This window comes from Candidatus Poribacteria bacterium, from assembly GCA_021295715.1.
Lineage (GTDB): Bacteria > Poribacteria > WGA-4E > WGA-4E > WGA-3G > WGA-3G.
On record JAGWBV010000081.1, the window covers coordinates 1 to 18386 of the forward strand.

At 48.0% G+C, this 18386-nt stretch carries 20 protein-coding genes, 1 tRNA gene and 1 pseudogene; 6 read left to right on the forward strand and 16 right to left on the reverse strand.

Going from position 1 to position 18386, the window contains the following annotated elements; genetic code table 11:
* Window positions 1-609: pseudogene (locus tag J4G07_17730) on the forward strand (transposase).
* Window positions 610-730: 121 nt separating this feature from the next.
* Here J4G07_17730 and recO read toward each other — a convergent pair.
* The 16 genes from recO to J4G07_17810 form a co-directional block, all read right to left on the reverse strand.
* The gene (gene recO, locus J4G07_17735; GenBank protein MCE2415827.1) at window positions 731-1495 is read right to left on the reverse strand and encodes a DNA repair protein RecO; all 765 of its coding nucleotides are present in this window, start codon (window positions 1493-1495) and stop codon (window positions 731-733) included.
* A gap of 42 nt (window positions 1496-1537) precedes the next feature.
* Window positions 1538-1612, reverse strand: a tRNA-Pro gene (locus tag J4G07_17740).
* Between the two features lie 120 nt (window positions 1613-1732).
* The gene (locus tag J4G07_17745) at window positions 1733-3001 is read right to left on the reverse strand and encodes an HlyC/CorC family transporter (GenBank protein MCE2415828.1); all 1269 of its coding nucleotides are present in this window, start codon (window positions 2999-3001) and stop codon (window positions 1733-1735) included.
* Between the two features lie 99 nt (window positions 3002-3100).
* Window positions 3101-3580 carry an rRNA maturation RNase YbeY gene (ybeY, locus tag J4G07_17750; GenBank protein ID MCE2415829.1) on the reverse strand — a complete coding sequence of 160 codons (480 nt, stop codon included), beginning with the start codon at window positions 3578-3580 and terminating at the stop codon, window positions 3101-3103.
* Between the two features lie 8 nt (window positions 3581-3588).
* Complete coding sequence (locus tag J4G07_17755) at window positions 3589-4605, reverse strand: PhoH family protein (protein ID MCE2415830.1); 1017 nt, start codon at window positions 4603-4605, stop codon at window positions 3589-3591.
* Window positions 4606-4960: 355 nt separating this feature from the next.
* Window positions 4961-5659, reverse strand: a complete 699-nt coding sequence (locus J4G07_17760; GenBank protein MCE2415831.1) for a hypothetical protein — start codon at window positions 5657-5659, stop codon at window positions 4961-4963.
* A gap of 48 nt (window positions 5660-5707) precedes the next feature.
* The gene (locus tag J4G07_17765) at window positions 5708-6304 is read right to left on the reverse strand and encodes a hypothetical protein (GenBank protein ID MCE2415832.1); all 597 of its coding nucleotides are present in this window, start codon (window positions 6302-6304) and stop codon (window positions 5708-5710) included.
* Entirely contained in the window at window positions 6301-6993 is a 693-nt protein-coding gene (locus J4G07_17770) for a hypothetical protein (GenBank protein MCE2415833.1), read from the reverse strand. Before J4G07_17770 ends, J4G07_17765 begins: the two co-directional genes overlap by 4 nt.
* 18 nt (window positions 6994-7011) lie before the next feature.
* Complete coding sequence (locus J4G07_17775) at window positions 7012-7611, reverse strand: hypothetical protein (GenBank protein MCE2415834.1); 600 nt, start codon at window positions 7609-7611, stop codon at window positions 7012-7014.
* Between the two features lie 46 nt (window positions 7612-7657).
* On the reverse strand, window positions 7658-8701 hold the full coding sequence (locus J4G07_17780) for an Ldh family oxidoreductase (GenBank protein MCE2415835.1): 1044 nt from the start codon (window positions 8699-8701) through the stop codon (window positions 7658-7660).
* A gap of 164 nt (window positions 8702-8865) precedes the next feature.
* Complete coding sequence (locus tag J4G07_17785) at window positions 8866-9678, reverse strand: phytanoyl-CoA dioxygenase family protein (GenBank protein ID MCE2415836.1); 813 nt, start codon at window positions 9676-9678, stop codon at window positions 8866-8868.
* Between the two features lie 15 nt (window positions 9679-9693).
* On the reverse strand, window positions 9694-10725 hold the full coding sequence (locus J4G07_17790; protein MCE2415837.1) for an NAD-dependent epimerase/dehydratase family protein: 1032 nt from the start codon (window positions 10723-10725) through the stop codon (window positions 9694-9696).
* Window positions 10726-10771: 46 nt separating this feature from the next.
* The gene (locus J4G07_17795; protein MCE2415838.1) at window positions 10772-11866 is read right to left on the reverse strand and encodes a transposase; all 1095 of its coding nucleotides are present in this window, start codon (window positions 11864-11866) and stop codon (window positions 10772-10774) included.
* A 365-nt stretch (window positions 11867-12231) separates the two neighbouring features.
* A complete protein-coding gene (locus J4G07_17800; protein MCE2415839.1) occupies window positions 12232-13830 on the reverse strand; it encodes an AAA-like domain-containing protein in 1599 nt (532 codons plus the stop codon).
* 68 nt (window positions 13831-13898) lie between these two features.
* The gene (locus J4G07_17805; protein ID MCE2415840.1) at window positions 13899-14216 is read right to left on the reverse strand and encodes a hypothetical protein; all 318 of its coding nucleotides are present in this window, start codon (window positions 14214-14216) and stop codon (window positions 13899-13901) included.
* Between the two features lie 33 nt (window positions 14217-14249).
* Window positions 14250-15197 (reverse strand): hypothetical protein, encoded by a 948-nt coding sequence (locus tag J4G07_17810; protein MCE2415841.1) that lies wholly within the window; start codon window positions 15195-15197, stop codon window positions 14250-14252.
* Window positions 15198-15608: 411 nt separating this feature from the next.
* Here J4G07_17810 and J4G07_17815 point away from each other — a divergent pair, with 411 nt between their 5' ends.
* The 5 genes from J4G07_17815 to J4G07_17835 form a co-directional block, all read left to right on the forward strand.
* Window positions 15609-16013 (forward strand): hypothetical protein, encoded by a 405-nt coding sequence (locus tag J4G07_17815; GenBank protein ID MCE2415842.1) that lies wholly within the window; start codon window positions 15609-15611, stop codon window positions 16011-16013.
* 70 nt (window positions 16014-16083) lie between these two features.
* The gene (locus J4G07_17820; GenBank protein ID MCE2415843.1) at window positions 16084-16251 is read left to right on the forward strand and encodes a hypothetical protein; all 168 of its coding nucleotides are present in this window, start codon (window positions 16084-16086) and stop codon (window positions 16249-16251) included.
* 16 nt (window positions 16252-16267) lie between these two features.
* On the forward strand, window positions 16268-17116 hold the full coding sequence (locus tag J4G07_17825) for a phytanoyl-CoA dioxygenase family protein (GenBank protein MCE2415844.1): 849 nt from the start codon (window positions 16268-16270) through the stop codon (window positions 17114-17116).
* Between the two features lie 60 nt (window positions 17117-17176).
* Complete coding sequence (locus J4G07_17830) at window positions 17177-18004, forward strand: phytanoyl-CoA dioxygenase family protein (protein ID MCE2415845.1); 828 nt, start codon at window positions 17177-17179, stop codon at window positions 18002-18004.
* A 26-nt stretch (window positions 18005-18030) separates the two neighbouring features.
* The coding region (locus J4G07_17835) for a hypothetical protein (GenBank protein MCE2415846.1) at window positions 18031-18386 on the forward strand (356 nt) is incomplete at its 3' end.

Sequence of the window (18386 nt, forward strand, 5' to 3'; positions counted from 1 at the left end):
TCCGATGTTCTATACACAGAACGCTGATAAGTTAGCGAAAGCACAAAAGGCACATTCCCGTAAAGTCAAAGGGTCTAATAACAGCGAACGTCAACGCAAGAATGTGGCACGTATCCACAAGAAAACTGCGAACCAGAGAGCAGACCATCATTGGAAACTTGCGATAGACTTGTGCCGTCAGTTCGATATTCTGTTCTTTGAAGACCTCAACTTTGAGGGCATGAAACGCCTTTGGGGGAAACAGATTTCCGACGTTGCCTTCGATGAGTTCATGCAGAAACTGAAGTATCAAGCAAAGAAACCCCAAAGAAACCGGATAAACGGATACGCGCTGTCCTGAAGATTGACCGCTGGACACCTTCTACAAAGTGCTGTTCTGTATGTGGACATAAAAATGAAACCCTAACATTAGCAATCCGTGAATGGCAATGTCCGAAGTGTCATACACATTTGGATAGAGACCAAAACGCTGCACTGAACATTCTTAAGGAAGGGATAGTTTCCTTTGGGTTAGGCGTTGTAAGACCGATTGTTTTGTTTAACAAAATTGTCGGCTGCTCCGTTGAAGCGACCAGTCCGCTTCTCAATTCCACAAATGCTTCTGCTTAACTTTGGCAGAAGCCCCCGACTTCAGTCGGGGGTCTATCACGACTCCTTATACGTTCTGAATGTTTCCAGGCTCAATATATAAATTTTGAGGAGGAAACCCAGACGATAAATCGTTTCGGATCTACAAAACATTCTCAATAAATCTGAGACTTTTTAAGGTGCGTTCGGTATGATGTTCAATGAAGTTACCAAGCAGACGTTTAAGTTCCTGATGATTGCGGGAGGAGGCACGGATACGGTTGAACCGATTCCATTCAGACTTCCGAAGCACTTTCAGCAATTCGCAACTACCGAGTGCGATTGTAAAGGCAGCACCATCTCGATTTTTGCACTCGCCACACAGCACACCGCCGTATCGGACGCTGAAAGCGATGCCGAATCCACCCATCGTTTCACTCTTTACAGCTGAACTGCAATGCACACATCGTGAAAGTTCCGGTCCATACCCTGCACAATCGAGAAACTTAATCTCAAACCCCCGTGCAAGCAACGGGACATCCTCCACATGAACTAAAAATTGGTTGGTGGTGTGAAGGAGATTGAAAATTTCAGGGCTGGCGATTCCCTCTGATGCGATGCTATCCACCAACTCGGCGAAATAGCACCCGTAGGTGATGCGCGTAAAATCGGAGCGAACCACGTCGAATCCGTCAATTAGATTAAAATCGGTGATGTTTTGCAATTCCCGATTCTCGCGATGCTGAAAGAGGAGTGTTCCGTGGTTGAGGAGTTCTAAACGACCACCGAAGCGGCTCTTTGGACTTTTCACGCCGTAAGCGACTGCTTTAATTTTCCCGAAGTCAGGCGTGTAGAAGGTAATGATTTTATGGAATTCTTGAAGGGGAAAGGTGCGAATGACAATCGCTTGGGTCTTTTGGGCTGCCATGGTTTTAGGTGCAGTGGATGCGTTATCACTGACGGAATAAAGTCGGGGCGAGAGGATTTGAACCTCCGACCTCCTGCTCCCGAAGCAGGCGCGCTAGCCGGGCTGCGCTACGCCCCGTTCTCGGATTGTCAAATTTTAATTCCAAATTTGCAATGTTGACACAAATCCCACCCTCTTTGGAAACAAGTACGCTTTAAAAGTCCACCCGCGGAATGAAGTTCAGTGATTCCGATGCTCCTAAGATGCACCACCGATGTCGATATCCGGCATCTGAAGATGAATCCTATGAATGCGTCGTTCATCCGCCTCGAATATGGTAAAACGGATACCGCGGTAGGTAAATTGTGTCCCCCGTTCAGGCACACGCCCAAGGTGGTCCACGACGAAGCCCCCGATCGTATCAATGTTTTCCGCTTCGAGTTCTGTACCGAGTCTCTCATTTAACTCAATAAGATTCAGTCTCGCATCGATCGAATAGGTATTGGCATCCATCTGGACGTAGTCATCCTGTTCATCCATTTCGTCTTCATCGTGGATCTCACCGACAATTTCTTCAATGATATTTTCTAAGGTTACGATCCCAGCGGTACCGCCATATTCATCCACAACGATCGCGATGTGCTGTTTATGTGCCCGAAGTTCTCGGAAGAGCTCTGATATATTCTTGCTCTCCGGTGTGAAGAAAGGACCTCGATCAACGATCAGTTCCCTCAGATTAATCGGTTTGCCTGCCTCCCAGCAATCCAACATATCTTTAACGTGTAAAATTCCGACAATTCGGTCAATGGTTTCTTCGTAGATTGGGATACGGGTATGTCGACAGGCGATTGTTGTCTGCAAAACCTCGTCACCGGGGGTGGTGACTTCAAGACAGACCATATCGGTCCGTGCGACCATAATTTCTCGAACAACTTTGTCCGGTAAGTCTAAAATCCGAGAGATCATTTCTCGGTCATCTGGTTCTAAGATTTCTTGGCTATCGGCGACATTGTCGAGTGTCTCTAAAACCTCTGGGGATACGAGGCTGTCTTGTGCTGATGTAACTTTACCTCCAAAGACACGGACAATAAGGTTGGCGAGAAAATTTAATGGAATTAAGACTAAGAACCCACCCCAATAGATTGCGCGTAGTACACTGAGCGCTCGAATCGTCGCTTCCCCTGTGCTACCCTGCACATAATTCTTCGGGAACAACTCAGTAAAAACGACGAAACAGGCAACTGCGAGTGCCGCATTTGCCACAGGGTATTTCCAAAACGTCATAAATACCATAACGCTGACCACTATTAGAATCGTTTTGGCAGTGATAATAGTCAACGAATAACGGCGTGGGTTGCGCAATAGGGAGGTCAGTAGTTCGTAGCGTTTGCCACCCTCCTCGGCAAACTTGAGAATATCATCTCGCGTTAACCGAGCAAGTAACGCTTCGGCAGCTGAAAACAGGGCATTGAGAATTAAAAGTATGCCTAAGCTAACAAGTTTGATCACTAAGGCTAGGTCGTCCAATTTTTAATTTTACCTTGCGGTTAAACGACGTAGGTTAAAACTTTGCCGTGCCTTCCGTAAGAGTCGCCTGCGCCGTTGTTGCAGGCTACCGGCTTGGTATCACCAAGAACCAGCACACTGTCCTATATCCGCCTGCAAATCGAGGGAACGAAAGATACTTTCCTGTTTTTCAAACATGATCTCGGCTTCTTCTTGCGTCTGATGGTCGTAACCCAAAAGGTGTAGCATGCCATGTACTGTGAGCACTGCGGTTTCGGTTTCGAGGTTCCCGTGAGTTCCGCTGAACCCGTCCGTTGTCGATGCTTGTCGTGCCGCGGTTTCAAGGGATACAACGAGATCTCCGAGCAAACTTGGATTTACATCACTATCTTCACCTTCACGCATTGAAAACGCTAATACATCTGTCGGTGCATCAATGCCACGATAGTCTCGGTTGAGTTGTCTCATGTCAACATCATCTGTCAAGAGGACACTGACCTCGCACGGCTCTGCGTCATGCGCCTCTAACGTTGCACGCACCGCGCTATACACCACCTCTACATCAAAAGTGGTATAGCAACTCGTATTGGTAACCCGAATCAAAACGGTTATCCTTCTCCGTTGGAGACATCCGATGAAGTTACTCCGTTCCGTCTCACATTGTGCGGTGATGCCTGCTCATACGCCTCAACAATGCGTTGGACGAGTTCATGCCGGACGACATCAACCTTGGAAAAATAGACGAATTGGATACCTTTGATATCCGAAAGCACTTCTTGTGCGTCTGCGAGTCCTGAGACCTTATGGTTCGGCAGATCCGTCTGCGTAATATCGCCCGTAACCACCGCTTTTGAATCGAAACCGAGTCGGGTCAAAAACATCTTCATCTGCTCAATAGTGGCGTTTTGTGCTTCATCAAGGACGACAAACGAATTATTGAGTGTCCTGCCTCGCATGAAAGCGATAGGTGCGACTTCAATAACATTGCGTTCAATGTATTTGTCGAGGGCATCCGCGGGCATCATATCATAGAGGGCATCGTACAATGGTCGTAGGTATGGATGGACCTTGTCTGCAATGTCGCCGGGTAGAAAGCCGAGACGTTCACCGGCTTCAACAGCCGGACGCGTCAAGATAATACGACTGACCTGTCCGCTTTTGAGTGCGGAAACCGCCATCGCCATAGCGAGATACGTCTTTCCCGTTCCCGCCGGTCCGATGCCGAAGACCAAGTCGTTGTGCTTAATTGCCTCAACATACCGTTTCTGCCCAGCAGTTTTCGGACGAATCACACCGCGTTTCGAGAATACTGGAATAGACTCGGCTCCAGTTTCACCGAAAACATCTCGTTCACCCGCACCCGACGCTCGAATTACATAGTTGACATCGGTTGCCTGAATGCGTTCACCTTTCCGGATGCGGTGAAGTAGGGATTCGAGAACCGTTGTCACCTGGTTAACTTCTGTGATATCTTCACCAATGACAGCAACGCTGTCACTTTTCAAAACGACGCGAACATCAAACCCATCTTCAATAATTTTCAAGAAGGCATCACTTTGCCCGAAGAGGGCTTGTACTTCAGCGTTGCTCTGTATGGGAACACCCTTCGATTCTTGTTTTTGCAATCGAATTCTAATCCTCCAGCTATTTAAATTGGAAACCTATCGGTTTCACCTTGTGTGGTTTGTCTAAACCTTAGCGCAACTGCTAAAAAATGTCAAATTTTAGGAGTTATACACAATTTGCTTTCTCGACTGCCGAAATTCCGACATCTCCAGCAAAAATTGCCGTGAATAAATCCTATCAGTGACTCCAATTTTATAAGATTTTAAAACAAAAGTCAAGTCGATTTTATTACCTTCTCAGAACTATTAATTTTCGGTTCTCTATCCATCTTTGTAAGAAAGCCGACCGGGAGGTCGCTCCTACAAGCATAGCAGTCAGCGGTCAATAAGAGTCGTGAGAATTGAACGCCTCTAACTACCTACCATAGAATCTAATTTCATGGATCGCAGCCCCTTTAAGTGGAATTTGCATTTCTCCCTCTCTCCTCTGTTTCCGCCACTGTCGGCTTACCTTCTCGGTTGTCTCCTTGCTTGCGTCCATCTTTTTCAGAGAAGTTTCCATCTCTTTGATGACAGCCTCGCTGTATACGCCAACATTTTCAGCGTCTGTCGACGCGTTCGCTGTCAATCGCAAATAGAGTATTTTCCGTCTAATTTGGAACCTCACGGGTTGTGTACCTGTAATTTTTTCACCGCGTTTGTCTTCAATAGCCTCAAACGAAAGCATCCATTTCGACGATTTCTCTTCAACGGTAGCATCTAAAATGAAATTAGAGATCGTCGAAGCAGGATAGACTTCGATATAGTCAATGTATGTTGGCGCGTCGAGTTTAATCAATGTCTCCGTTTTTAGGCTACCCACGACTTCATGCTGGTACTGCCGTCTGCTGTTACTTCCTCGTCCGAACCCCTTTTGGATAGTCCCATGCGCTTCAAAGACACCCACCATTTCAGGATTTTTCTCACAGAATAGGCGTGAAGCCGAAATTTCTACAGGCGAGGGCTCTTGCAATATAGCGCACCCGGCAACGCCAAAAATTAACATGAACACTACAAAACAGCAGGACATCGTTAGGCTAAGTTCAAAGTTATAGGCTATCGATTTTCTGCTCACGGTGTTCCTCCGTCACAAGTATCTGTTTGTAGAATTTAACTAAAAAATTTAAAGGGACTGTCGCTCGAAAAATTTAACTTCCCGGATTGAGGCACCTTTGAGCGGAATTCGCAACTCGCCTACCTCGTTGCCGTGGGATACATTATCTATATCTTCCAATGCGTTCGCTGTCAATCGCAAATAGAGGACTTTCCGTTCAATTTGGAATCTCACAGGCAGTGTGCCTTCCACTCTTTGTGCCCGTTTATCCTCCACAGCCGTAAACGAAAGCATCCACCTCGGCGATTTCTCTTCCGCGGTGGTATCTAAAGCGAAATTCGGAAGGGTTGATGCGGGGTAGACTTCGATATACTTGATATAGGTCGGCGCGTCGAGTTTAATCAGCGTTTCCGTTTTTAGGCTACCTATCACTCGACGCTGGTACTGCCGTGGCGTGTATCCGAAGTTTACCATAAACTCTTTTTTGATGGACCCCTTTGACGCAAAGGTGCCTACCGTCAACAGGTCGCCATCCACCATCTCAGGATTTTGTGCGCAGGAAAGACGCGAAGCCGGTATTTCGACCAATGGTGTCTCTTGCAGCAGCGCACATCCGTTAAGACCGAACAGCACAAACAAGAGAACGCCGAACATTCGCATTTTCACTTCTCGGTTTTACCATACAACGGTTGCCGTCCGTAGAGTTTAATCTCTCGGATTGAAGCACCTTTCAAAGGAATGTCAATTCCCTCGTCACTTACCATGTCATCAAACCGCGTGGCATCGTATCGGTCCTCTATTGCATCTGCTGTCACGCGCAGGTAGAGCAGTTCCCTTTCCACTTGGAATTTCACCGGTTTTGTGCCTTCTACATCTTCATACTGTTTGTCATGGACAGGCTTGAAACCTGTACCGGATTCACCGAAGTGACGTTCCGATTCATCCAAAGCTGTGCTCAGTGCCAAAGTGGGGATGCGCGATGCCGGATAAACTTCAACAGAACTCACATACATTGGTTTTTCGAGCTTAATCAAAATCTCGCATCGGATTGTTCCATCAAGTTCGGTTATATACTGGGTTCTGCCAATGAAAGGCCTCTCACGCTCCACGATATCATGCCGCTTTCTCACCTCTCCGTGCACTTCAAAAGTCCCGACTGTTTCCAAGTTGCCGTCCACTATTTCAGGGTGAGTGTCGCAGGTAATTCGTGAAGATGCGATTTCCTCAATAGGCGTGTCCTGAAGCCAAGATAAACGCGAGGGTAGAATTTCCGTTCCCGATTTTCCTTGAAGTCCTACACAGCCAGCAATGGCAAATGGCAGAAATAATAAAATGCTGAAAACCCACTTATTCATTTTCTTGCTCCTTTCCCGTTAGGGTGTCTGACGAATATAAAATTTAACTTCCCGGATGGAAGCCCCTTTCAGCGGAATCTCAACGCCTGAGTTTGCAGTTCGGGTGGAATTCTGTCTGTCCTCCATTCCGTCTGCGCTCATTCGTAGATAAAGCACCTCTCGCCCGATACGAAAACGCACTGGGTTCAGCCCTTCTATGTCTTGATGCTGCTTGTCGGACACCCGTTCAAAGGCGACATCAAAGCGTGGCGGCTCATCAGTTGTCGTCATCATCGCGAAATTTGGAATCCGTCGCGATGCCGGATAAACCTCCACATAGGCAATATAGGTCGGAGCATCCAATTTGATAATCGCTTCCGTGCGACGTTGCCCTTCAACCTGCGTTATATAACGCCGTTGGGCATAGGCGAGTCCTCGCCCTTGACCCTCGTGAAGGATATACGCCTTTCGGACAAACCCATTCACTGCGAATGTGCTCTCTGTTTCGAGATTACCATCTACAAACTCTGGATTAGATTCACAGGTGAGGCGTGACACAGCCATCTCACCAATAGGTTGATTCAGTGCAGCACACCCCGTAATGCCGATAAGCAAAACAAACAAACTGTAGACTTTCATTATTTTCTCCCGTTGTCCGTTTACGGCACACGGCGTGTGCCTCCGACTATATGGGAACCGCAACATCGAAACGTTCTGCGGCTTCCACGAGACGATTCCACGTCGGCTCTTCAATCGGAATCCCTTCACGTATACGTTTCTCGCGGCTCCGTTCCTCAAATTCTCCAGGTACATAGATTTCGTCAACATTGGGCAACCGGGCGGATGACTTTACCCACTCCACAAGATGCGCAATCTCCTGTTCATAATCCGCTAAGTCGATGAAATCTTCAATTTTAATTGCAAACATTACAATGCCACTCGCGCCGCGGGTCGGTTGTTCCCGGCTACATCCGGCCCAAGAAAGTCCACCGGCGATGGCATCTATCATCACACCGAGTCCAAACCCCTTGTGTCCAAACTGAAAACCACCAAGTGGCATAACGGCTGTGTCCTGTGGACGTTCACGAAACGCATTCGGATCCGTGAGCGGTTTACCTTCGGCATCTATCATCCAACCCTCCGGTATAGATTCACCGCGCGCCGTCTGGACGAGTAGTTTTCCCCCTGCGACGACACTGAGCGTCATATCAAGGAGAAGTGGTTCGCCACCCTGACGCGGCACTGAGATCGCAATCGGATTCGGAGGCAGTCTCCGAGAAGTACCACCATGGGGATGCATGAAGCGTCCACCGCCATTGAGTAGAACGATCCCGATCATGCCAGCACGTGCGGCAATCGGTGGATATTCACCCATCCGCCCTGCGTGTCCACACCGATGTAAGCCAACTGCACCAATAGTGCAGCTTTCTGCTTTTCTAACAGCCATCTCCATCGCTTTACGAGCGGCAACCATGCCGAGGGCACCGTTGGCATTGATAACAGTTGCTGCACCGCTTTCCCTGACAATTTCCATCTTATCTGCGGCGGGACCGCCTTCCATGCCGCCGATGTAGTTCGGTGCGTTGATAACACCGTGCGAATCGTGTCCGACGAGGTTAGAATCGACAACGTGGTCACTAACGATACGTGCGTCCTCCTGTGTACCACCAGCACCACGATATATGTCATACACAAACTTTCTTAAAACATCATGGGATACAATTGGCATAAACATACTCCTCAGAATTTGAAATTATAATACATTACAACATAGTGTTCAGTGAAACTATCAATACAGTTAGAGCGATTCAGTTTCCGGTCTTTGGTTTCCGATTTTGGGAAACTGGGGTCGGGATTCGGAGATCCCTCCTACAGGGAACTGAATGCTTGTCCTTACGCCTGACGAAATCCGCCATCCGTGCGATGCCAATTCTGCCCGTGATCTGGATCACGGAACTGAATATTTCTGCCCAATAACTGTTTCAGCACATCGCTTTCGTCTGCCAATTCGTTATCGGTCAGCTGACGCGGCATGTCCTCTTGCGGATAGATGACTGAACGGTTATACATACCGAGTAGACCGACGCGGGGTGTGTCCGTTAGGTTCGCCCGAGACTGATGCCAGATCGCGCCGTTCGTGAACATGATAGAGCCCTTCGGTGCGACAGCAATGCTCATCTCAAGTCCCTCGGCTTCTCCTAATTCGGGACGGCGGAGTGTTTTGTGTGATTCTGGAATACACGCCGTTGCCCCGTTCTCTTCTGTGAAATCGTCTAACATCCAGACCGTTTGACCCGTCAACGAACCGGACGGAAAGGGAGATTGCATCGCCCAATACGGGTAGTCGATATGCCAACCGCCTGACGGTGCGCCGGGTCCAACGATGTTCGCTGTAAACGTTGAGGCGATAACATCTTCACCGAGCATCCGTTTCCACACCGCCACCACGGTCGGGTGCTGGATAAAATAGCGGAAGATAGGTGATTTTCCGACGATTGCCCAAACGCGACGAATTTTACCATCGCCGTAACTGTGGTCGTGTCCGTTGGCGATATCGTCTTTCACCATTTTCCAGACTGCTTCGCGCGCTTCGTCTGCTTCTTCGTCGGTAATCACATTTTCGATGACATGGAAACCGACTTCGCGCAGGTCGTGTTCAACAACGTCAAGCCTTTCTGAATCCAATGCTGATTTGATTTGTAGCATGTTTTCACCTCTGTGCTATCGAATACGCGGTAGATTGCGAACCGTCTCGATAATCTGATCTTCCAGATCGTCTGCATCGCTATCCGGAACGAGATTGTGTTTGTCCATCCACGCGATGTTTTCTGCTACACTCTCTGTAACCGGGACTTGTGGACTAAATTCAGGTAATACTGCTGAGAGTTTCTCGTGGCTGAAGATTTGGGTATGCCCGAAGTTGCCCCGCAAGCCGCTGAACCGTTCGGGTGCCATCGCGATGAGTGTCTCTTGAGATACATGCACGATCTCTATGTCAACACCGAGTGCGTCCGCCGCGGCACGGTGCCATTCGTCCCACGTCCGCGCTTGTGGATGGACGATGTTGTATATTTCACCGAAGCAGTCAGATCTACCGAGTACATCTGTAAACGCAATTCCAGCGTCGCGAGATGACAGGAATTGAAAATAATTTAATCCATCGCCTGCCGAGAGGATCGGTTTCCCTTTTCGTAACCGATCGATCCAACTGCCATCGCCACCCACTTGACGATGTAGGTTCATACCGGGACCGTGTGTATAGGACGGCTTGAAAATGGTTACGGGGAATCCATCGCGTGCGTGAGCCGCCAAAAGGAGGTTATCCGCTTCGATTTTGCCAAGCCCATAACCCGATGTGCCTTGCAACGGTGCCGTTTCTGGAAGATTAATTCCACTGAACGGCGGTCCGTAGGTCATCACCGTTGAACAGTGGACAAAATGTCCGACGCGTCCTTGACATGCGCGAAGTGCGGAGGCGGCATCCTCGGCGTTGAAGCTAATCATATCAATCACGGCATCCCAGTTTTCTGCGCCAACTTTCGCCTCGAAATCCTCACGATTCTTTCGGTCGCCGCGAATTACACGGGCATCTGGCGGCGGTGGATCGGCGTGTTGTCCGCGGTTGAAAAGGACGACTTCATGGTTTCGGTTTTGCAGCGCGGCAACAATTCCACGACTGATGTTGCCTGTGCCCCCGATGACTAAAACTTTGATACTCCCACGCCTAAAGTCGTGGGATTCTTGCTTCTTCATTCGTAGCCTCCTCTTGTGGAGGTCTTACACAAACTCCACAAGCGTTTTAACTCTCCGTGTGGTTTCCCACGGCGAGGGTCTTGAGATTTATCGCAGCGTTCTGGTCTCTGTCTATTGAGGTATAACAGAACTCACAATGAAATACATGCTCTGATAACGATAGTTCGTCTTTGACATACCCACAACTGCTACAGGTTTTACTGGACGCAAAGAATTGTGGGGCTTCTATAATCGGGATCCCAAGCACTTCTGCTTTGGATTTGCGTTTCTCAAGGAAACTACCTAACGCACTATCAGATAATGCTTTGGCAAGTTTTCTGTTCTTGAGCATGTTCGTAACTTTGAGTGTTTCTATTCCAATCGCACTTGCTATATTGACTATCTCTGTGGTCGCTTGGTGGTGTGCGTCATTTCGGATACAAGCAATCTTATAGTGCAGTTTGGCAACTTTATCTTTTTGCTTATACCAGTTATTAGATAGAAACTCCTTACGGCTTAACTTGCGTTGCTCACGGGCAAGTTTTTTCTCATAGCGTTTCAAAGGTCTTGGGTTATCGTAGTGTTTACCAGTATCAAGTGTGGCAAGTGAGTTGATACCTACATCTATGCCGATAACAGGGAGTCCACGTGTATCACGTGAAACATTCGGTGTTCCTGTGTCAACGGTGATAGATACAAACCAGCGGTGTGCAGTCTTGGATATGGTAACACGAATTATTTTACCTTCAAAACGCAACTCTTGGAACATGCGTACCCAACCGATTTTGGGCAACTTAATACGCTTTCCCTCTACCTTTACTGCCTGTTCGTCTGTGGTGTAGGATAACCTATGCCCACGCTTCTTGAACTTTGGAAACCCACTAATCTTGTCTTTCCAGCGTTTTATGCCTTCTGTTAGGTTTCGGATAGCGTATAACGCAGCACGCTGGTCTTGTGCTTTCGTCCAGTCATACGCTTTTTTGGCTGTATTGAAGTGATTGTTTAGATCAATTCCTGAGTAGAACTTACCAGAAGCTAAACCTGCTTTGAAATGTGCCAGAGCGTTATTACAAGCAAATCGGGCATAACCGCATTGGCTGTGAAACCATGCGTCTTGTTTAGGATTCACCCGAAGTGCTATCTTATGCGATTTATGTGCCATTGTGGTATTACCTTATCTATGGAGAGTCCTTATTCCGTTGTAGCGGCGCGGTAGGTGTTACAACACCCACCGCTGATAAGATATTCCTATTATACCATATCAGCACTTATATTGTGAAAAAAAAAGAATAAATTACTGGGTTGGACCCAGGTTTCCTAAAGACTTGGGATTGTTAAGAAAGTCCTTCATTGGTTATTTCCTTTCTCTATCAAGGCGATTTCTGAGACATCTCTGACGAAACCCTGCCAAAATACTTACACACCCCTAAGTTACCATCTTTGTAGCATAATCTGTTAGATTGTGCCCGTATCCCCAGCAAGCAGTGGGAAACGCAGACTAACAGTCTACCCTACAAAATGCTTGGGTTATCTCACTTGTGAAGGTGGTTCTTGGACCACAGAGATAACGTAACTCCGGATAGTGAAACCATCTACAATCTCTGTTCCTGTCCGAGGTGCTGGGTTCTTCCGATGATCAAACACAACATAGTATCCCTCGATTGCTTCCTCTAACTGCATATACGCTGCGAGTTGTTTTTTTCCTGCCGCGTATGAACGCTCTCCCTCCCAAATCTTGGTTTCAACGATATACTTTTGCGAATTGTGCAGGATAAGTATATCCATTCTACCACGTCCTGTATGTACTTCAAGGTACATTCGTCCCTGCACCAATCGCACAAACTGCTCAAGATAGGCAAAGAGAAGGTACTGCCCAACGAACCCTTTCGGGGTCTCTGGCACCTGCAGGATTCGATAGCCTGCCCGGGCGATAAAATTCCGAAAGTTATCAAGTAAAGGCTCCAGTCGAATCTGTCCGTCGGGTGCAAGATAATCTAAGAAATCGATTTCTGCGTCCTCTGGAAAGTATTCACACTCCAGTCCGTTTATCAGGGGTTGGAACGCTTTCATGATGCGATACTGATAGATCGGGTTGACAACCTCACACATTCCGTCGGTACCTTCCGCGAGGATACCATAAGTCGCGAGATCCGAAATAAATTCGTTATCCAGATTAAAATCCACACCTCTATCGCGAGAGACGATTTCCATCAGAAGGGTTTCAAAGCGCGGATTCCTTCGGATATTTGTTATAAGATGCTGAACGTTGACGTTTCGTTCGCGTAGCAATCGCGTGTGTGCTTCCGAAAAGTGCGTCATGTTAATACGCTCGGTTATCGGGATGTCCAATTCCTCAGTGAGAACCTGTGCAAAGCGATTCACAAGAAAGGGTTGACCGGCTGTCTGTTTATGAAGTGCGCGAATGACTTCAGAGGCGAAAGGTTGCCCGACAGCCTCAGTGTACTGACCAAGGAGTTCCTGCACCTGTTCAAAGGTAAAGTTAGGTAAGGCGAACTCGTCCTGAATATTGAAGGGTGAGATAGAGCGGTCATAGTTGAGCTGCGTTATACTCTTGACCCCGACGATACCAAGACTGTAAGGACATCGCGAGTCCGCCCCAGAGAGATAGATACGGCGGAGCGAATACAGAAAATCACTGACGGCACTCCCCGGAATTCCATCAAACTCGTCAATGATAATCACAACACGCTGCGGTTTGAGCAGATTTTCGAGTCCTGTAAAGAACCGTAGCATTGAGAGATGATCGGTTACCTGGGTCCCTGCCAAATATTGATGAAGTGCTTCCGATGGCACATGTCCCCGTTTTTGGAAAACTTTTTCAAATTCTTCACGAATATCCTTGTAGAGTTCACCGTAAAAAACGGAGGCGGTCAGGTTTTTATATGCCTCAAAATCCAATTGGATGGGGAAATACGCTATACCTTCGGCTGCGAGGGCATCCAGTGCCCATCGGAAAAAGGTTGTTTTTCCTGTCTGCCGAGGTGCAAAGATGACGATGTAGCGGCCTTGTTTGACCCGCGCAACAAAATCTGCAAGTTCGGCTGTCCGCTTGACGACATAGTTTCGCGCGGCATCTACAGGGCCCCGCGTCTCAAAAGTTTTCATTTTTTTCCCCGACGGTGCGTGTCCCCAACATACTATAGGGAAATCCTTTAAGTTGTTTTTACCGGTTGCTATCCAGAATTATCGTTTGTCTGAACTACGGTCTTGTTCCGTTTCCGCCGCGAAAGGGAGATACCCCCGAAACCACTGATAACAGCGATGTAAAATCCAAGATCGTACCACCATCCTGTGTTTTTGGGTTCATAGACACGGATATGTGGATCAAAAATTCCCCATATCAATGAGATTGGTGCGATCCATCCGTGCCAGATGCCCCAGAAAAATCCAGCGGGGTTCCCATCATCGTGTTTCCCATCACCCGGAATGCATCCTGCAACGGTAATGAGCGTTACCAATAGCAGTATGCAGATTAATGTGCGGATGTTCATTTTCTACTCCGTGTTTATTGCAGGTTGTAGATACTACGCGTTAACAATTGCCCGCGCTAAAGCCCAATCTAACCGTCGTCGGTAATGCCCATCGCGGCGTATGCCCTTGAACGCTGTTAGAAAAACATCGTGGGTTTTCTCTCGGATTGTTTTCAAACGTGTGTTGAGCATATCGATATCCACACGCCATGGCACGCCAATTTTGGTAATGGAACGACAATGGACACGAATCGGATAGTCTTTCAGTTCCTCTGGTGGACAGAAACGGATAGAGGCGGAAACGGTATTGTCTATCGCGATGAGTCCGAGATTTCCCCGCCGGTCGTTGAACACAATGTCCCGATTAGAAGAAGGTTGCGGTAGGTGTTCGCGTAGTTCACGCATAGTGCCGAGAAACTGATTGTTGCGCCAGATTCTAACGTCCGATGTTGCGTCCGGTTCAAACAGTGCGAGACCAACTGGATGCTCCGTGTCCTCGAACATATAGGAGGTGTCTCTTTTTTTGTTTTCTTCTTCCGTCTTACCCTCTTTTTGTGGGACTAAAGAGATGAAATCGCACAGCCGTTCCAAGAACAGACCGCTCCGAATGAACGCCTCTGGGATAATTGCCGCCACCCACTCACAATGTGCTAAGCACTGCTCAAGTGCGTATTTGTAGAGGTCATCATAACGGGTCGCTTCTGGGAAAGGTAAGCCGCGGCGTGTTGCGGAGTTGATGCAAGCATTGAACCGTTTGGGAAAATCGGCGAGTGTGTCGCGTTGTACGATTCCTTCTGCTCCCGGTTCGATGTCAAAAAATGTCCAACCACAACACTGTAGATGCGCTGCGTCAATCAACCGTGGGATGTCCTTCGCACCCGCAAAGGGTTCTAAGATTGTCTGGTGTTCTAAATTGGAGGCTTTTGCCCACGTTTGAAACGGTTCCAACTGAAAAGGATTCCCGCGGGTGTAGTAGCGTCCACTTGCTCGTTTTTCGTCCATTGCTTCGTGTCTTTGTGTCTTTCTAATAGGTAGGTTTTCGTAGGGATGTCTGTTTTTTGTTCAAAGTTCAGGTTAATATGGTATGACGTAACAGATTACAGTGTGGCATACTATCATAAATTCTCTTTTAGGTCAAGTTTTTAGGGAGATTGGGTAAAACCCTTTAGCGGTCAGCAATCAGCGGTTAGCAGTCATCAATTGGTTGTCAGCGATTAGAAGGCGAGGTCAGAAACCTCGCCAGCAGAGAATGGTTCGTAAGCGTCGGGTGCGGACATCCATCCTACATAAAAACTAAACGCCTCTAATTTTTTACAGGTTTAACTTGACCTATCAATTAATATGGATATAATTATTGGTGGTTGCGTTGAGTTGTCTGAGTCAGAATTATGATCCGATAGACTGGAGGAACCGATGCGCTATTCATATATCGTATGCGTCATATTCATGGTCTCGATATTGACTTCTACTGCTTCTGCAGGGGTATGGCAGGAAAATTTCGATAATGGACTTCCGGATGGTTGGAACGCTGTTAAAGGTGAGTGGAAAATTGAGAAAGATGCTTATGCCGAGACCTCTGGCGCGCAATATGCCAAGACGATGTTCGGTGATGAGGATTGGACGGATTACACTCTTGAGGTGGACGTGACACTGGTGAAGAACGTAGGGGTGAATGCGGCGGGTGTGTTAATCCGTGCTGATAAAGACGGGAACAACGGTATGCGGTTCTGGATTCGCACAGACCAGCACAAATGCCAATTCTCCCGATGGAGGGAGAATCAATTCGAGCACGGAAGTTGGCGAGACCTATCGTCTTAAGGTCGTTGCAGAGAGACAAGATTACAAATGTTTTGTCGATGATGAACTCCTGTTTGAGGGTGACGATGATATGAAATTTCGTGACAGCGGACGTATCGGCTTCATTACATACGAGGCAAACGTCCATTACGACAATTTGGTCATTGACGGAGAAGATATCCCTGCCTTTGCTGTTGATCCGAATGGCAAAGTCGCCACTCGTTGGGGACAGTTGAAAGCAGATGTTCGGATTCAGTAGCAGATAGGAGACGACGATGGTAAGTGTCGAACGCCCATCCGAGACGGGCACCCCTCAATGGAACGGTCCACAAAAACGGCAACTCCGTTTTGCCCTTGATCCTGTTGAAGTTAACGAATATCAGGAGAAAGGATTTCTCATTCTTCGTAATGTCTTTCAGCCTGAAGAGATTGAGATTTATCGCCAAGAGGCAGAACGGATTGTTGATCACATGCTTTCGCTGAGTCGTGAATTTCAGCTTGAACCGAAATACAATCTCCGTTTCGAGATGTTGGCGGATGGTCACCCGTGGAAGATTGACCCGTTTGTCAGTATCTCGCCGCTATTCTCTGCGCTCGTTCGTGACAGACGGATTATGGATCGGTTGGCGTGTTTATATGATGGCTATGAAGCGGTGCTGTTCAAAGACAAACTCATCTTCAAACCACCGGAAAGCCACGGGAATGGACTCCATCAGGACTACAATTGGTGGCAAGGATTCCCGCACAGTCTCCTCACGGTTTCAGTCGCCCTTGATGCCAGCACGGAAGAGAACGGGTGCACAGAACTCTGGACGGGACATCATCAAGGATTTTTGCATGAACCCGGTTCGCTTGACAAAACCCAGATTGATCCAGAACGACTCGCGAACGAGGCTCACGTCTACGTGGAATTAGAACCCGGAGATATGGCAATCTTTACCTGTTTTACGCCACACGCCGCGGCACCGAATACATCAAACAGTGCTCGACGGATACTGTTTTTGAGTTACAACGATAGCCGAGACGGTGAACATTACACCGCACACTATGAACATTTCCGCTGGTATCGAACGCGCCCAGATCGGATGTCGGAAGCGGAACGGGCACAGTATTATTTTTTTTAAGGTCAATTTCACATAACACACATAAACTTCTAACCTACGTGGAGAAAAGAGGACACTCCGATGCCAATTACGGATGCAATGCCGGAACTCAATCGAACACTTCAGTTTTTCCCCGTTGAAAATGAGAATCCATCCACCCTAACGCATGCCCAAATTGAGCAATTCAATGAGAAAGGTTTTATCTCACCTTTGGATGTCTTTTCCGAAGCGGAGATGGCGGAACACCGCGCCTATTTCGATCAGCTCATGGAGAAAGCATTGGCAGCAGGGATGAATAGCTACTCCATCAACGGATGGCATACCACCTGTCCCGGTATCCACGATCTGATTACTGAAGGCAGAATTCTGGATTACGTGCAAGACCTATTGGGTGAAACGTTAATCTGTTGGGGAACACACTACTTCTGCAAGCTACCGGGCGATGTGAAGCAGGTGAGTTGGCATCAGGACGCTTCCTATTGGCCCCTCTCCCCGAGTAAAACTGTCACCGTATGGCTCGCGATTGACGATGCGGCAGTCGAGAACGGTGCGATGACTGTTATCCCGAAATCGCATTTGCACGGGCAGATCGCATTTGAGCCGAGCACTGCGGAAGAAAAGAATGTGTTAGGTCAGACGGTGCATGGCGCGACACAATACGGGGATGCCCCGTTCCCATTTGAGATGAAAGCCGGACAGATGTCGCTGCACTCGGACCTGCTATTGCACGGTTCGGAACCGAACACCTCAGACAGACGGCGTTGCGGGTTGACGATGCGGTTCGTGCCGCCTGAAGTCCACGCAGCAAACGACTGGAATCGCCGTGCAATTGTCGCCAGAGGCAACGATCCGAGTGGGCATTGGGTTCACAATCCGCGTCCGGCTGAGGACAGCATCCCGGAGCGGTAAAAAACTTCTTGAGGGCAACCTTATCTATGTTTCCACGACGACTTATCTATGCGGCTATCTCAATCAGCGGTGCCGCCTGTTTTGTGCTATTCGGTTATGAGTTTATCCGTTCCGTGTCCTCCTCCCTGTTTATTGAGGCGTATGGTGCTGAGAATCTCCCGCGTGGGATGGTGGCAGTCCCACCGAGTATGATCGTGATGTTGTATTGCTACGGTCGTTTGCTCTCGTGGCTCGGAGCGACACGTGCTTTGGCAATAACCTCACTTTTTTCTGCGATTTTAATTCTCGGATGCTACGCTGCGCTTTCACGCGGTATGAGTTTCGCGGCGGCGATCATCTATGTATTCCGCGAAGCATATATCGTGATAGTCATCGAACAGTT

What these genes read in the sequence shown, in the direction of transcription:
- J4G07_17810 (MCE2415841.1), bottom strand. Translation starts at nt 15,197, where the DNA reads ATGGACGAAAAACGAGCAAGTGGACGCTACTACACCCGCGGGAATCCT.
- J4G07_17815 (MCE2415842.1), top strand. Translation starts at nt 15,609, where the DNA reads ATGCGCTATTCATATATCGTATGCGTCATATTCATGGTCTCGATATTG.
- J4G07_17790 (MCE2415837.1), bottom strand. Translation starts at nt 10,725, where the DNA reads ATGAAGAAGCAAGAATCCCACGACTTTAGGCGTGGGAGTATCAAAGTT.
- J4G07_17830 (MCE2415845.1), top strand. Translation starts at nt 17,177, where the DNA reads ATGCCAATTACGGATGCAATGCCGGAACTCAATCGAACACTTCAGTTT.
- J4G07_17795 (MCE2415838.1), bottom strand. Translation starts at nt 11,866, where the DNA reads ATGGCACATAAATCGCATAAGATAGCACTTCGGGTGAATCCTAAACAA.
- J4G07_17785 (MCE2415836.1), bottom strand. Translation starts at nt 9,678, where the DNA reads ATGCTACAAATCAAATCAGCATTGGATTCAGAAAGGCTTGACGTTGTT.
- J4G07_17775 (MCE2415834.1), bottom strand. Translation starts at nt 7,611, where the DNA reads ATGAAAGTCTACAGTTTGTTTGTTTTGCTTATCGGCATTACGGGGTGT.
- recO (MCE2415827.1), bottom strand. Translation starts at nt 1,495, where the DNA reads ATGGCAGCCCAAAAGACCCAAGCGATTGTCATTCGCACCTTTCCCCTT.
- J4G07_17770 (MCE2415833.1), bottom strand. Translation starts at nt 6,993, where the DNA reads ATGAATAAGTGGGTTTTCAGCATTTTATTATTTCTGCCATTTGCCATT.
- J4G07_17825 (MCE2415844.1), top strand. Translation starts at nt 16,268, where the DNA reads ATGGTAAGTGTCGAACGCCCATCCGAGACGGGCACCCCTCAATGGAAC.
- J4G07_17780 (MCE2415835.1), bottom strand. Translation starts at nt 8,701, where the DNA reads ATGCCAATTGTATCCCATGATGTTTTAAGAAAGTTTGTGTATGACATA.
- J4G07_17805 (MCE2415840.1), bottom strand. Translation starts at nt 14,216, where the DNA reads ATGAACATCCGCACATTAATCTGCATACTGCTATTGGTAACGCTCATT.
- J4G07_17800 (MCE2415839.1), bottom strand. Translation starts at nt 13,830, where the DNA reads ATGAAAACTTTTGAGACGCGGGGCCCTGTAGATGCCGCGCGAAACTAT.
- J4G07_17820 (MCE2415843.1), top strand. Translation starts at nt 16,084, where the DNA reads ATGAAATTTCGTGACAGCGGACGTATCGGCTTCATTACATACGAGGCA.